Source organism: Streptomyces echinoruber, assembly GCF_014651135.1.
Lineage (GTDB): Bacteria > Actinomycetota > Actinomycetes > Streptomycetales > Streptomycetaceae > Streptomyces > Streptomyces echinoruber.
This window is the reverse complement of the sequence record NZ_BMWH01000020.1, coordinates 70538-83537: the sequence shown is the minus strand read 5'-3', so window position 1 is coordinate 83537 and position 13000 is coordinate 70538. Positions and strand designations below refer to the sequence as shown.

The following is a 13000-nucleotide window of genomic DNA, read 5'->3' as shown; positions in this document are numbered from 1 at the left end:
TCACTGGCTCGGTCCTCGGGTCTGGGTGGCGTGCGCCGTGGCGCGCGCCGTCTTGTCGGTGGGGCACCAGTCGCCGGTGTCGTCGCTGCGCCAGCCGTGCCGCATGCGCGCCAGCCGGCGCGCGTGCGCCGCGTTGCGGGTGGCCTCGATGGTGACCTTGGCGCGGCAGCCGAGCCGGTCGCAGAACAGGGTGTGGGCGTATCCGATCGCCATCACGGGCCTGCCTCTCCGGCGGCGATCCGCTGCGCGAGCGGCCACGCCTCGGCGAGTGGGAACCGGGTGTCGGTGCGGGTGCGCTCGTCGTCGTCGCGCTCGTACACGAAGCCGTGGTCGCGGTGCCAGCGGCGGCCCTCGCGGTCGCAGATCATCAACCGGTCGCCGCCGGCGGTGCTGCGCCGCAACTGGAGGGGCAGCGTGGAGCCGGTCCACGGGAGCTCGAAGACGGTCACGTGTGCCGGCAGGCCGGCGAAGGGAGTGGACTCGCCCTCGTGCGGCTGGCCACCGCCGCTGGTGTCCTTCTCCCGTTCCGCTTCGTCGGCCATGGCCTGGACGATGTCCCGGCACCGGCGCCACGCGTCGGCGTACGACCCGGCGTTCAGCGTGCCCTTCAGGTGCTCGGGGAGCTGCATCGCGGCGAGTCGCTCGTCGACTTCGCGCAGCGTCGCGGAGCGGGCCGCGTCACGTTCCATCTGCGCGCCGATGATGGCGACGAGCGCGTCCTGCAGCGCGGTCTGCCCCTGGCGGGCGCGCGCGGCGTACCGGTCGGCGGCGTCGGCGAGCGCGCGGGCGCGGGTCCGGCACAGCTTCCACGCGGTGAGGCGGCGCTCGGCGCGGGCCTCGGCGTCGAGCAGGCGCCGCAGCACGGCGGCCACGCGTTCGCCCATGTAGGCGGCGAGGTTCAGGCAGTACCAGTCCTCGAGCTGCGTGGTGTGGTCGTGCTCGCGGCGGTCCTGGATGGACTTGCCGAAGGACATCAGCAGGCCGGCGGTCGCGGGCTGGGCGTCGCCGAGTTGCTCGGCGAGCGTGGCTCGCTGCTGCGGTGTCAGCTGGTCGTGGGCGCTCACCGGCTCTCACCGCCCTGGGCGTCGTCGAGCAGGTTGCCGTCCTTGTCGTGGGTCGGCGCGTACCGCGCGGGCCGCACGACGACGGAGCCGTCACGGCCGCACTGCGTGTGCAGGCAGGTGGTGGACGGGGCGCTGTGCGCGCGCCACCACTGGCCGCCGCAGTGCGGGCAGCGCATCAGGTCCTGCGTGTTGTGGTCGGCGGGGCAGCCGCAGGCGCCCGCGGCGCCGCCGCACTTCGGGTTGGAGCAGTAGTCGCTCGGGTCGAAGGCCATCAGGCGCCACCGCCCGGCAGGTCGAGCAGGGCCGGGCTCCAGCCGTCCGGCAGCAGGTCGGCCAGGACCTCGGTCAGCCAGTCGGGGCGGAGCGCTCCGCGCCGGTATTCATCACCGCGGGCGTGCTGCCAGCCGTACGAGGTGATCTGCTTGCCGGGTCGGCGGGACTTCAGGCGGCGGGGGCCGGTGACACCGACGTAGGCGTACTCGCGGGTCCCGCCCGGGACGCCTTCGTCACGGCGCAGGTACAGGTCGACCATCGTGGGGATGACGATGCGCCCGGTGATGGGGTCCGTGAGGTCCGGGCGGCCCGTGACCGGGACGACGCGCTGGACCGCGGTGACCCGGGTGAAGGACTCGGGGAGCAGCAGGTCACTCACTGGTGTCGTCGTCCTTCGGCTGCTGGGGGCCGGCGGCGGCCCACCACTCGTTGACGGTGCGGACCGCCGCGCGGCTGGACATGGTGGCGAGGGCGGTCGCCGCGGCGAGGGCGAGCGTGGCGTGCACCTGCGCGGCGTCCAGGTCCGCGCGGCGGCGGGCGATGCGCTCCTCGGTGGGCAGGTGGGCCTTCCAGCCGATGTCGGCGTCCATCCAGCTGTCGGCCTGTTCGGCGAGGCGCTCCGCCTCGCGGTAGTGCTCGGGTCCGGTGGCCATCAGGCGTCGGCTCCCTTCGTGGTGTCGGTGCTGATCTGTGCCGCCCAGTCGGCGAGCACGGTGAAGTCGTCGTCGGTGAGGCCCTTGCGGGGGTCGACGTAGTGCAGAAGTGCGGGCCCGGTGTGGTGGCGGGCGACGTACGCGCGGTCGGCGTCGCCGATCTGGTCGTCGACCCACGCGAACGGCCGGCCGGCGGCGTACTCGACGATGCGCCAGGTCTTGACGTACGTGCCGTCCGGGCGGATCACGTCCTGGTCGCCGAACTCGATGACGGGCAGGTCCTCGGTGCGGGGCAGGCCGATGCGCCAGCCGATCCATTCGTTGGCGTCGTGCTCCCATGTCGTGGCCCACACCAGCTCGTACGGCAGCCGCATCAGCGCGGGCCCGTGGGCCGGGTTGAGCCACACCCGCAGCGGCTTGACGAGGTGTTCGGGCAGACCGTCGTGCTGGGCGATCCAGCAGTCGGGCTTGAGCCGGTGCGTCTGGTAACCGGGCGGGCGCCGGTGCGGGAGCGCCTCGCACGGGTTGAGGACTCCGTCCACGTCCAGCAGGAGCAGCGGCTTGGGGGCCCTCACCGGGTGCCGCCGCTTTCGGTCTTCGGTGCGCAGATCTCCAGGGCGAACTTCCACACCCAGGAGGAGCCGCCGACGTAGAGGCGCGGGAAGTGCCAGATGTTCTGACCGTCGGTGCCGAGGTAGCGCACCCGGTCGACGGGCAGGCCGGGCATCTGGATCTCGATGCTGCGGCCGTCCGTCATGGTGAGCGTGAAGGCGTAGCGGCCCTCGCCGTCGGCGTCCGGGGTCCGGGTGCAGTCGTCGACGCCGAGGCCGGCCCGCCGGAGGTCGTCGGCGAAGACGGTGATGTTGGCGGCGGCGTGTTCTTCGCTGGCGCCGAGCACCGGCCCGGAGCCGGGGTTGATGAAGAGGCTCACTGCGGGTCCTTCGGGGTGTCGTGCGAGGTGCAGGCGGGCGCGCTGGGGCAGGGGCCGAAGCCGTCGTGCTGGGAGCACAGGAGCTGCGACGGGTACGGGCCGCCGCCCTTGAGCGGGTCGATCTCGTCGGCGGAGACGTAGCGGGCGGTCTGGTCGATGCCCTTCATCTCCGGCCGGACGGTCGCCCGCACGTCCTGCGCGGCCTGGTTGCCGATGGCCTGCTGGTAGCGCAGGTAGGTGTCCTCGGCGAGGATGCGGCGCAGGTGCTGGTCGATCTCGGTCGGGGTCGCGTCGAAGCGGGACGGCAGGGCGATCGCCGGGGCCGGCTCGCGGATCTGGGCGGCGCGCGCCACCCACGAGGCGATGACGGCGAGCGTCGACCATTCCAATCCGGCGAGCCAGTTCACGATCCGCGTGTCGTAGGCGCCGAGTTCGACGCCGGCGGCGGTCAGGGTGTCGCGGAGGGCGGCGGCCTGCGCGTCGCGGGCGTAGAAACCGATGGGCTCGGTGTCGACGGGGGCGGTGGGGATGCCGGAGGTGTCGGGCATCTGTGTCTCCTGGTGGTGGGGCCCGGCGGCGCGGAAGCGAGTCGGTGCGCCACGGGCGCGGGTCGCATGTCCGGCCGCCGGGCGGCTGGTGACGTACCTCCGGTCGGACTCGAACCGACGCGCTGCGGGGTATAAGACCGCTGCTCTGCCACTGAGCTACGGAGGCTTGGTGGACCGCGCCCCGCCGGGGGGAAGTCGGGGCGCGGCCCTGGGAGGGCGGCCGGGCCGGGGGGGGTGAGCCCGGCCGCCGGTCTAGGGGTGGCTGCGCATGGGGCCGTCGGTGGGCCGCCACCGCATGGCGTCGATGCCGACCACCCAGTCCACCGGGGCCCAGCCGAACCGGGCGGTCGGAACGGGCCGCAGTCCGGCGGTGCAGCCGTACTGCTCCCACGCGGCCGTCAGCACGTGCGCCTCGGACGGGTCGTAGGCGCAGACCTGGCGGACGTGGCCGTTGATCCACCGCAGGGCCCGCGCGGGCTCGCGCCGGTAGAGCTGGCGGTAGATCGCGGCGGCGGCCCGGCCGAGCGGGGAAGCGTAGCGCCAGTCGGCCGGGAGGCCGCGCTGCGTGAGGTAGTCGGCGACGGTGATCCTGCGGGTCAGCAGCGTGTTCACGGGGGCCTCCCTTCAGGCGCAGGCGGTGGAGCGGGTGATGGACTGGCGGCGGACGTGGAGCGGGCCGGGCAGCTCGCCCCACGGGTCGGCCAGGGCGAAGCGGGTCTCGGGGAGGCCGAGCCGGTCGAACGCGCGGCACGTGTTGCACGGGCAGGGGATGGCCAGCCACAGGCCGTGCAGCTCCTGGATGGAGCCGTGGTAGATGACCAGGTCGCCGGGCCCGATCAGGCCGATGGAGCGGAACAGCGTGTCCATGGCCACCTCCTCACGAGTGGAGCGATGGGGGCCGATCCCCAACCCCTGTCAAAAATAGTACGAGGAAGTATGAGCAAGTACAAGACTCAGGCCGTACTTTCTTTTACAACTCCTCCCGCAGCCCACGGTGTTGATCACCGGCCGTGCCGAGCCGGCTCCGCCGGCCGTGGACTCGCCCGGCAGGACCCGGCGCCCAGGAGCTGCTCGATCTGCTGGAACTTCTCCTCACGGCTGCCCGTCACCGTGGCGACGCGTACGAGCGCCGGCGTCTGCGGGCACGGTCCGCGGCGACGCGCGAACACGGCCGCGCACAAAGGCAGGGTGACGCCCGGGAAAATGCGGGTCTGCACCGCAGGAGCCTTGCCCTCCGGCGTCAGATCGACGATGAACCCGCGGTCGGCAGCTGCGCGCATGGCGGCCCGCATCCCCGCGAACGCGGGACTCTTCAGCCACGCGCTGGGCGTGAGGAACGCGACGGCCGCCGCGCCGAGACGGGTCTCGAAGGCCCGCCACAGCGCCCACCGCCAGAAGTAGACGTACAGGTTGCACAGCACGTATTCGATGCGGCCCTGGCCGGGCAGCCGGAACTCATCCAGGCTCGGCCGCCACAGCTCATCCGGGGCCCGCTCGTCTCGCGGGCCCGGGCGCCGCGCCTCGATCCACGGTGCGGCGCCCTTGGCCTTGTCCCGGTAGGGCGGATTGCCGACGATCGCGAGCGGGCCGGCCGCGCTGAGCCGGCCGGCCAGGGCCGGGGGTGTGTCACCGGCGAGGGCATCGCCGACGACGATGTTGCTGTCGAGCCAGTCGATCGGCACGAACCCGGAGGTCTCCAGCCAGCAGACCGATTTGGCGATGTCGACGGCGACCGGGTCCGTGTCGATGCCGTACACGCAGGCCTTGAGGACGTCGGCCATGACGGCGCGGACGGTGAGCGGCGCCGGCGCCTGTGTGCGGTACAGGACGCCCGCGTACGCGGAGGCCAGCAGACGTGCGGCGGCGATGAGGAACACACCGCCGCCGCAGGCCGGGTCGAGGACGGACACGTTCAGGACGTCGGACGGGTCGTCGTCCAGGTGCAGGTCGGTGATCTCGCTCAGGGCCGCGCGGGTCAGCGGCCCCGCGATCTCGGGCGGCGTGTACCAGGCGCCGGATGCGCTGCGGTCCTCGCTCGCCAGGAGCTGCTCGCGCAGGGCGCCCAGTTCGGCCGCACCCCACTGGCTGAGCTCGCCGAGGCCGGCGAGGAGTGCGACCACGCGCTGGGCTGCATCGCCTGGCAGGTCGATGGGCCAGGGCTCGGGAAGGCCGCGCGCGGCGGCGATGGTGTTGACGGCGAGGCGTACGACCTGCTGGTGGCCGTGGATGCCTGGCGCTTCGGCGGCGAGGGCCTGGATGGTGGCGTCGTTCATATGGGATCCGGGGCAGGGCGGCGCTTGCCGGACAGGAGCCGGGAGATGTAGGAGTCGGTGAACCCGAGGTCCGCGGCGATCGACGTGAGCGTCTCGCCGTTCTCCTTGCGGGTGCGGATGTGGGTGAGCTGGGAGACGGTGATCCTCCGCCGCGGTGTCGTGCCGCCGGCGTGGCTGCGCTCGCGCGCATCGTCGGTGGCGGCCTGGGTGCAAGGGCCGCACCGGCAGCCGTGGTTGGTGTAGGTGGAGGCGCGGCCGTGCACGAGCTCGCGCTTCGGCCGTCCGGTGCGGCGTACGACGGCCCGGGTCGCGGGGCGCCGTTTCCTTGCGGGAGCCGTGGCCGCCGTGCGGCGGCCGACCCTGCCGTCCCTGCCCCACACGCGGGACGGCGCCTCTCCCTCGTGCCACCACGCGAGGAAGCGGCGGCGGGCTGTGGACACGAGCACGTTGTAGGTGCCGGGCGTCACGCCCAGGTGGTCGGCGGCGGCCTGGTAGTCCTCGAGCGCGGCGAGCGCGGCAAGGGCCTGCTGCTGGCGCGGTGTCAGCCGGGGCCAGATCTGCTGCGTGGCGAGCCGCTCGACCACCCCCGTCTCCGGAGAGGGCGGGTTCGCCGGGCACCAGTAGGCGTGGAAGCGGGGCATGGGCTGCCCGAAGACGTGGGTGGAGCGGCCGTGGGTGCGCATCTCGTCCAGGACCCGGGCGTCGTTGGCCCGGGTGCCGGCGTTCAGCAACTCCCGGCGCGTCGGCAGCTCCTCGGCCGTCAGCAGCCGCTCGACGATCCCGCACCACACCGCGTTGTAGCGCTCGTCGAGGTCGCCGGCGACGTACCAGCGGTCCATGCGCAGCACCGTGCGGGTGAGCTGCTCGAGGTCGCGCAGGGTGTAGCCGTGCGCGACCGGCGTGTCGGCGGTCATGAGACCCGGTTCTCCGTGAGCAGGTACAGCCGCGGGCCCTCGTAGCGGGCCGGTGCGCCCGTATCGCCGTCCTCGCACTGGTCGTTCACGCACCAGGCCCGGGGCCGGTCCTCGTCGGCGCGCCCGTACACGGTCCGCTCCCCGCACACCAGGCACAGGGCGTGCCGGAAGTGCACGCTCGGCCCGCGCAGGCCGAGCACGGTCAGGACGGTGCCGTGCCAGCGGCCCACGATCCGCCGCACCTCGGCCTCGCGGCCGGCGGTCTCCGCGCCCGGCGGGATCGCCCTGAGCGCCCGGTACCAGGGCTGCGTGTGCGGCGAGCCGCGCAGCTCCGCGTCGAGGGCCACGGCCTCCGCCTTGATGCGCTGCGACCACGACACGGCCTCCAGCGACGTCGGCGGCCGGGACCCGGGCGGAGCGTGCACGGCCGCCGCGGGCTGCCGCGTGCGCAAGCCGAGCGTGTCGAGCCGGTGGATGAGCCCGGGGCCGCCGTCGCCGGGGTGCTCCTTGTCGCCGGTGTAGCGGTCCACGAGGTCGGCGACCAGATCGTCAAGCGTCTGCATCGGTCACCTCGTACGTGTACCGCTCGAACGGCCTCTCTGCGCCGGCCAGATCACGTGCCGGCGCTTCCGCCTTGACGCGCGCCTTCTCCTTGGTGCGTGCGAAACCGCTGCGCTGGCCCCTGTGCGGGATGTACGCCTGCCACCACCAGGCCTCGCCCATGACACACCGGTCGAACCAGCTGTGATCCGCGCACTCGCGAATCATGATCTCGGCCTTGACGTCAGCCATCGGCGGCCTCCGCGTCCTCGGCCACGAGTCCGCGGGAGCCATGCCGCGTGGCGATCTTCGGACGCTCGGCCTCGAACGAGATGACTAGCTGGTCGTCGGTGCCGTGCACGTGGACGTCGCCGGTGTGGATGCCCTTCGCTGCGAGTCGGGCCCGGTCCTTCTCGGCGACCGCCACCGCCTGTTCCACCTCGGTGTGGTGGGCCGGAGCCTTCAGTGTCCATTGGTGGCGGTCGACGGTGATGACGCGCTTCTCAGCGTTCATCGGTGTTCTCCTTGCTTCGTCGTGCGCGCCAGACGCGGCGGCACCAGCCGCACACGTCGCCGGCGTCGGGGTACAGGGCGCCCTGACCCTGCTGGGGGTCGGCCCCGGCGAGGGAGCGGCGCAGGTGGGGGCAGTGCGGATAGATGTGATCGGTCACGCCCGTCGGGGCGAAGTACCAGGGCTGGACGGCGTTCTCGAGACCGTGCCGGTCGCGCAGCTCGGCGTCCGCGGCGGCGAGCGCGGCCTCGATGGCGGTCGGGTGCTGGAGGATCACGTCGCCGGGGTGCGGGGTCACAGGTGCGTGTCCCCTCGTGCGAGCGCCCGGGCGGTTTCCTGCTTCGCGGCGCGTTCGGCGACGTCGTAGCCCAGGTACCTGGTGAGCTGGGCGAGGACGGCGCGGGCCCGGTCGTCCGAGTCGGCGACCCTGGCGGCGATGTGCGCCAGGTCCAGGAGCAGCGCGGTGGGTACCAGCTGGTCGCCGGGCCACTCGACGCGGGCGCCGTGGTAGCCCTTCAGGAGGTCCTCCAGCGAGGCGGCGGCTGTGGCGAGTCCGTACTGCGGGTCGTCGGCGACCAGGACGTGCCCGGTGGGGAACTGGGCGCCGTGGAGGAGCCGGCCGTTGTGGTGCAGGCGGAAGCCGCGGGTGAAGGTGGGGTGCATGGTGGGTCCTTGGGGGCTCATCGGCTGCACTTCGGGCAGCCCTGGTCTTCGAGGTCACGGCAGACGACGCAGGTGGCCTCTTCGGAACCGTCCGCCCACGGCTCGTTGGTGACGTCGGTGCCGCACAGGGCGATGTCCGGGCTGCAGTCGCACACCGTGTGCGTCAGGTCGTCGCCGGGCTGCGTGGCCGCGGCCGTCTGCTCGGGGGCGAGCGTGCTCACGGCCGGGTCACCTCCAGGCGCCGCCGGCCGCCGCGCTCCTGCTGGGTGGCGACGACGTGGAATCCCGCGTCGCGCAGCTCGGTGGTGATGGCGGCGAGCTGGTCGGCCTCGCCGGGCCCGTCCCAGAAGACGTGGACGGCGCGCCTCCCGGCCTGGGCGACGCGGACACCGGGATCCCAGTCGCCGCTCTCGAACCGGCTGAACTCGTGGCCCTGGGCGCGAAGGAAGCGTTCGACATCGGCGGCCTTGATGCGCTGCGCCATGGTCACTGCTCCGTGGTGGGCTGTTGGAGGGCGTCGCGCAGGTCGGTCAGTAGGCGGTGCGCCTCGGAGCGCGGCAGGAGCTGCGGCGCCCACCGTTCGGCGACCTCGCGCACGCGGTCGATGACGGCCTGCGTCTGCTCCAGTTCGGCGACCGCGTCGGCGAGCTGCTTCCACCATGGCCGCTCCACGGTGGGGGCGATGACGGCACGCCAGCGGTCCACCGTTTCGGTTTGGATCCATCCCGTTCTCACGCAGGGCTCGCCGGGGTGCCCGTGTTCGGTGAAGTGCCGCAGCACCTCGGCGAGGGTGACGGCGTGTTGGTCCCGGTCGCGTTGTGCCTCGGCCCGGGCCCGGTCGGCGGCCTCTTCCCGGTCGATGGCGTCGTTGGCGCGCTTGTTCTCGGCGGTGAGCAGGCCGCGCATGCGTTCCAGTTCGGCGACCGCGGCGGCGCGTTCCTTCTCCGCCCTGTTGGACGTCTCGTGCGCCACGCCGAGGAGGTCCTGGGCCTGCGCGGCGAGGGCGCGCGCCTGGTCGGCGTCGCGGATCTCGGTCTCGACGTGTTGCCGCAGCAGGGCGGCCCCGCTGACGCCGAGGGTGTCGATGAGTCTGTGCTCGGCGCGGTCGAGGAGGGTGCGCATGCTCGTGCGGCGGGCGGTGCGCTGCGCATCCTCGTCGTCGGCCGGCGCCTGGTCGGTCCATCCGGTGTACGCCTCGGTAGGCACGTGGTGCGCGATGGTCCGGACAGCCTGCGCGCGGTCGGCGGGGTCGGTTCCGCGGTCGCCGGCGGCGAGACGCTCCGGCTGGCGGCAGACGTTCCAGTCGCAGGGGCTGCCGGGCTCGGTGTGCCAGCACTGCACGGGCGGGTCGTCGTCCTGGCCGCCGCCAGTCGGGGCCGGGTCGACGACCCGCCCGTCGACGGTGATGTCCCGGCCGCAGGTGTCGATGCCGACGTGCTCCAGCAGGCCGCGGGTGCCGGTGACGCCCTCGCAGGCGCTGGTGCGGGTGTGCTCGGTCGCTGACGTGCTCGGGGCGGGCTGTTCTCCGTCCAGCTCGTCGCGCAGCTCGGCGCCGGCGACCCGTACGAGGAACGCGGACGAGCCGTGCGCGGCCTCCCAACGGTCCGCGAGCTTGTACGCGCGCCCGGCGGCGGCCCGGGCGCGGTCGCGCTGCTTCAGGAGCTGGTCGACGATCGGCATGACGGCCTGGACGATCCGCTCGTCTCCGACCTCGACCGGGGCCGCCTGACCGTCCTGGACTGCCTGGATCGCGCGCTCGACCTGCCTGCGGAGGACCTCCCGCTCAGCGTCCGGGCCTCCCACCCAGCCGGGCACGTCGAAGGCCTCGATGATGTCGGCCGCGAGCTCGCGGCGCGCGGCCTCCACCTCGTCGGCCCACAGGATGCGGGTGCTGCCGCCGTGGCCGTGGATGCGCTCGAAGGGCCGGCTGCCCTTGTTGTGCCAGACGTCGGTCTTCGGCTCGTGCATGGGCGGCTGGTCGAGCCAGTGGGTGACGACCCATCCGTCCGAGAACATGACGCCTTCGACGATCACGCCCTCGCCGGAGACGCCGGACACGTCCTCGTCGCGCTGGGCGACGAAGACCCGGGGGAAGGTCGGTTTCGTCATCGGATGATCCCATCGGGCTGGTGCGCGGCGGTGCGCTGGTGCGGGATGGGCAGGGTGAGGGTCTGCTCTGTCTCGGGGTCGAGCAATTTCGCGAGGGGGATGCGCAGGCGGACGGTGTCGTCGTCGGGCAGGTCGACGGCCGGGGCCGCGGCGGGAGCGGGGTGACGGTCGGCGCGGCGCTTGCCGGTGCCGCGCCAGGGCACAAGAGCGAGCGGCACGACAACCGCCAGGGCGGCGCCCAGGGCGAACAGCAGCCCACTGCCGAGGTAGCCGCCACCGGCCATGGCGAGCGCGCCGGCGACGACGCTGATCTGGCCGAGCGCCCAGCGGCGCCGGAGGGTCATCGGGGTGATGACCGTCTTGCGGCCCTGGCGGCCGGTCCACGAGTTGCCGGTGATGAACGGCTTGCCGTTGCGGCGGGCCATCCAGAAGCCAGTGCGGACCATCGGGCACCAGACGACGCCCTCGTACGGCTCGCGGGGCAGAGGACCGGAGCCTTCGCCGTTCCGGCCTCTGAGGCTCACCCAGCGCTTCGTGTTGACGTACACCCACCAGACGCCGTCGCTCTCGCGCTGCCGGATGGTGGCGTGCAAGCCGCATCGGATCGCCAGGCACTGGAACATCTCCGCAGTGCCGCGGTCCTTCTGCACGAAGGCGAGCCTGTTGCCCTCACGTCGGTGGCCATCGCCGTCGACCAGGGCATCCAGCAGTGCCCGGCACTCGGCTTCCGGCCAGCCGAACACGACGTCGGGCGTCAGGCTCTTGGGCGGCACGACCGAGGTGAGCCACTCGGCGATCTCGCCCTGGATGACGAACTCGATCTGCACCCGCTCGCCGGGAGCGAGCGAGGCGCCGGCGGGCCGGTCGCGGCGGCGCTCCCGCCAGTCCGCGCCCACAGCGTCGAGCAGGTCTCGGATCGCCTGGCACTTGTGCGGGTTGACCGTCTCGGACTGGCTGATCACGGCCTGGTTGCCGTCCCGCCACCCCTCAGCGATGAACCAGCCGAGCAAGGCGGCGCGCTTCTCGCCGGGCCCTGTGAGCTCCAGCGGCTCCCATGGGGCTGAGAGTGGGACCTTGCACCCCTTGCTCACGTCCCCAGCGAGCTTGACGTGGCGTCCCCGCTTCTCGGTGTCCACGAATACCCGGTGCGTCTCCGTGAGGCGCTGGCTCGTCGACGTCTGCTCGATGGCGACCAGCTGCTCGACCACGTCGTAGCGGACGAACTTCGCGGGCTCCCAGTAGAGCCTGTCGATCTCCGCGTCGTATGCGGCGATCAGGTCGCCGTCCTTGAGCTCACTGTGGCGGCGCCAGCCGTACGGCGTGAGAGCCTCGGTCTTCTCATCGACGCAGGCGTAATGCCGACCCAACACCCACTCGCGGACGAAGCCGCACAGGTACAGCCACTTGTTGTAGTAGTTGACCAGCGTGTAGGGGATGACGCCGAGGACGGCCTCGCGGACACCGACGACGGTGGCGACCAGCGCCGTGGAGACGACGGTGTGCACGGCCGTCCAGAACACGAAGGCCTTCAGCAGGGCCGGGTGCGTGCCGGTGACGGCGGACCAGATCAGGTAGCCCTCGGTGAAGAACAGGCTGACGAGGTCGAAGATGGCGCCGCCGACGACCAGCAGGCTCCGCCAGTTCTTGAGCTGGCGGCGGTGCTTGGCCATGTTCTGGTAGTAGCCGGACGACCAGCGGCGCATCTGGTTGCGGTAGGTGCGGAAGTCCTCCGGGTCGAGGGTCCAGGCGAGGGCATCGCCGGTGTAGTCGAGCCGGTAGCCGGCGCCGTGCAGCGCCCAGGTGGCGTCCATGTCGGCGGTGATGAGCCCGTTGGGGAAGCCGCCGATGCCCTGGATCGCGGCCGTCTTGAAGGCGTAGCAGGCGCCGGTGAGGACCTGGATGCGGCCGACCTTGGCCTGGCACAGCCGCCACCAGCGGCGGCCGAGGGCGTAGGCGAACCGGCGGCTTCGGGTGAAGAACGCGGCTTGCGCGCGGCCGAGCAAGCCGGTCTTCGAGTACGGGACGACGGCGCCCTGCGCGGGCAGGATGGTGGAGCAGGTGGCGTCCAGGCCGTCGCGTTCGATGTGCTCCACCATGAGGCGGATGCAGTCGGCATCCGGCCACGTGTCGCCGTCAAAGCCGATCACCAGGTCAGTGGTGATGCTCCACAGGGCGGCGTTCTGCGCGGCTGCCTTGTCCTGGAAGTCGGTCTCCAGCACCAGGTCGGCGCCGGCGTCGCGGGCGAGCTGGGCGGTGTTGTCGGTGCAGGCGTCCGCGACGACGATGATCTGCTCGACGGGGTAGGTGCTGGCGCGCACCGCGGCTATGCATCTGGTGATGGTGTCCGCCTCGTTGTGGGCGGGGACCAGCACGGTGACGGTGAGGCTCACTGTCCGTCCCCCTTGCGGGCGGCGCGCTTGGCGGCCTGCTTGGTGACGAAGCCGGTGATGACGGAGCCGATGGCGACGACTGTGAGGATGGCGGCGCCGATGCCGGTGTGGGCGAGTCCGATGTACACGGA

General features: G+C 72.6%; 22 protein-coding genes and 1 tRNA gene. All 23 read right to left on the bottom strand.

Annotation, left to right across the window (positions count from 1 at the left end; all coding sequences use genetic code 11):
- Entirely contained in the window at nucleotides 1–213 is a 213-nt protein-coding gene (locus IE225_RS22105; RefSeq protein ID WP_190059341.1) for a hypothetical protein, read from the bottom strand.
- On the bottom strand, nucleotides 213–1064 hold the full coding sequence (locus tag IE225_RS22100; protein ID WP_190059340.1) for a hypothetical protein: 852 nt from the start codon (nucleotides 1062–1064) through the stop codon (nucleotides 213–215). Before IE225_RS22100 ends, IE225_RS22105 begins: the two co-directional genes overlap by 1 nt.
- The gene (locus IE225_RS22095) at nucleotides 1061–1336 is read right to left on the bottom strand and encodes a hypothetical protein (protein WP_190059339.1); all 276 of its coding nucleotides are present in this window, start codon (nucleotides 1334–1336) and stop codon (nucleotides 1061–1063) included. Before IE225_RS22095 ends, IE225_RS22100 begins: the two co-directional genes overlap by 4 nt.
- Nucleotides 1336–1716, bottom strand: coding sequence for a hypothetical protein (locus IE225_RS22090; RefSeq protein WP_190059338.1), 381 nt, complete (start codon nucleotides 1714–1716; stop codon nucleotides 1336–1338). Before IE225_RS22090 ends, IE225_RS22095 begins: the two co-directional genes overlap by 1 nt.
- Nucleotides 1709–1990 carry a hypothetical protein gene (locus IE225_RS22085; protein WP_190059337.1) on the bottom strand — a complete coding sequence of 94 codons (282 nt, stop codon included), beginning with the start codon at nucleotides 1988–1990 and terminating at the stop codon, nucleotides 1709–1711. The genes IE225_RS22090 and IE225_RS22085 overlap by 8 nt, the downstream gene beginning before the upstream one ends.
- Nucleotides 1990–2565: an HAD domain-containing protein gene (locus IE225_RS22080; protein ID WP_190059336.1), complete on the bottom strand. Its 576-nt coding sequence runs from the start codon at nucleotides 2563–2565 to the stop codon at nucleotides 1990–1992. The genes IE225_RS22085 and IE225_RS22080 overlap by 1 nt, the downstream gene beginning before the upstream one ends.
- A complete protein-coding gene (locus IE225_RS22075; protein WP_190059335.1) occupies nucleotides 2562–2921 on the bottom strand; it encodes a hypothetical protein in 360 nt (119 codons plus the stop codon). Before IE225_RS22075 ends, IE225_RS22080 begins: the two co-directional genes overlap by 4 nt.
- Nucleotides 2918–3469 carry a hypothetical protein gene (locus IE225_RS22070; RefSeq protein WP_190059334.1) on the bottom strand — a complete coding sequence of 184 codons (552 nt, stop codon included), beginning with the start codon at nucleotides 3467–3469 and terminating at the stop codon, nucleotides 2918–2920. Before IE225_RS22070 ends, IE225_RS22075 begins: the two co-directional genes overlap by 4 nt.
- Before the next feature lie 94 nt (nucleotides 3470–3563).
- Nucleotides 3564–3635: transfer RNA gene (locus tag IE225_RS22065), tRNA-Ile, on the bottom strand.
- An 86-nt stretch (nucleotides 3636–3721) separates the two neighbouring features.
- The gene (locus tag IE225_RS22060) at nucleotides 3722–4081 is read right to left on the bottom strand and encodes a hypothetical protein (RefSeq protein WP_190059333.1); all 360 of its coding nucleotides are present in this window, start codon (nucleotides 4079–4081) and stop codon (nucleotides 3722–3724) included.
- Nucleotides 4082–4093: 12 nt separating this feature from the next.
- Nucleotides 4094–4336, bottom strand: coding sequence for a hypothetical protein (locus IE225_RS22055; RefSeq protein ID WP_190059332.1), 243 nt, complete (start codon nucleotides 4334–4336; stop codon nucleotides 4094–4096).
- 134 nt (nucleotides 4337–4470) lie between these two features.
- The gene (locus IE225_RS22050; RefSeq protein ID WP_190059331.1) at nucleotides 4471–5742 is read right to left on the bottom strand and encodes an N-6 DNA methylase; all 1272 of its coding nucleotides are present in this window, start codon (nucleotides 5740–5742) and stop codon (nucleotides 4471–4473) included.
- Nucleotides 5739–6656, bottom strand: coding sequence for a helix-turn-helix domain-containing protein (locus IE225_RS22045; RefSeq protein WP_190059330.1), 918 nt, complete (start codon nucleotides 6654–6656; stop codon nucleotides 5739–5741). Before IE225_RS22045 ends, IE225_RS22050 begins: the two co-directional genes overlap by 4 nt.
- Complete coding sequence (locus IE225_RS22040; RefSeq protein ID WP_190059329.1) at nucleotides 6653–7219, bottom strand: hypothetical protein; 567 nt, start codon at nucleotides 7217–7219, stop codon at nucleotides 6653–6655. The genes IE225_RS22045 and IE225_RS22040 overlap by 4 nt, the downstream gene beginning before the upstream one ends.
- On the bottom strand, nucleotides 7206–7448 hold the full coding sequence (locus IE225_RS22035) for a hypothetical protein (RefSeq protein WP_190059328.1): 243 nt from the start codon (nucleotides 7446–7448) through the stop codon (nucleotides 7206–7208). The genes IE225_RS22040 and IE225_RS22035 overlap by 14 nt, the downstream gene beginning before the upstream one ends.
- Nucleotides 7441–7710, bottom strand: a complete 270-nt coding sequence (locus tag IE225_RS22030; protein ID WP_190059327.1) for a hypothetical protein — start codon at nucleotides 7708–7710, stop codon at nucleotides 7441–7443. Before IE225_RS22030 ends, IE225_RS22035 begins: the two co-directional genes overlap by 8 nt.
- Entirely contained in the window at nucleotides 7700–8005 is a 306-nt protein-coding gene (locus IE225_RS22025) for a hypothetical protein (protein WP_190059326.1), read from the bottom strand. Before IE225_RS22025 ends, IE225_RS22030 begins: the two co-directional genes overlap by 11 nt.
- Nucleotides 8002–8370 (bottom strand): hypothetical protein, encoded by a 369-nt coding sequence (locus tag IE225_RS22020; protein ID WP_190059325.1) that lies wholly within the window; start codon nucleotides 8368–8370, stop codon nucleotides 8002–8004. Before IE225_RS22020 ends, IE225_RS22025 begins: the two co-directional genes overlap by 4 nt.
- A gap of 17 nt (nucleotides 8371–8387) precedes the next feature.
- Nucleotides 8388–8591 (bottom strand): hypothetical protein, encoded by a 204-nt coding sequence (locus IE225_RS22015; RefSeq protein ID WP_190059324.1) that lies wholly within the window; start codon nucleotides 8589–8591, stop codon nucleotides 8388–8390.
- Nucleotides 8588–8854 carry a hypothetical protein gene (locus IE225_RS22010; RefSeq protein WP_190059323.1) on the bottom strand — a complete coding sequence of 89 codons (267 nt, stop codon included), beginning with the start codon at nucleotides 8852–8854 and terminating at the stop codon, nucleotides 8588–8590. Before IE225_RS22010 ends, IE225_RS22015 begins: the two co-directional genes overlap by 4 nt.
- A gap of 2 nt (nucleotides 8855–8856) precedes the next feature.
- Nucleotides 8857–10479 (bottom strand): hypothetical protein, encoded by a 1623-nt coding sequence (locus tag IE225_RS22005; RefSeq protein WP_190059322.1) that lies wholly within the window; start codon nucleotides 10477–10479, stop codon nucleotides 8857–8859.
- Complete coding sequence (locus IE225_RS22000; protein ID WP_190059321.1) at nucleotides 10476–12869, bottom strand: glycosyltransferase; 2394 nt, start codon at nucleotides 12867–12869, stop codon at nucleotides 10476–10478. The genes IE225_RS22005 and IE225_RS22000 overlap by 4 nt, the downstream gene beginning before the upstream one ends.
- The gene (locus IE225_RS33800; RefSeq protein ID WP_268250011.1) at nucleotides 12866–12997 is read right to left on the bottom strand and encodes a hypothetical protein; all 132 of its coding nucleotides are present in this window, start codon (nucleotides 12995–12997) and stop codon (nucleotides 12866–12868) included. The genes IE225_RS22000 and IE225_RS33800 overlap by 4 nt, the downstream gene beginning before the upstream one ends.
- Nucleotides 12998–13000: the final 3 nt, after the last annotated feature.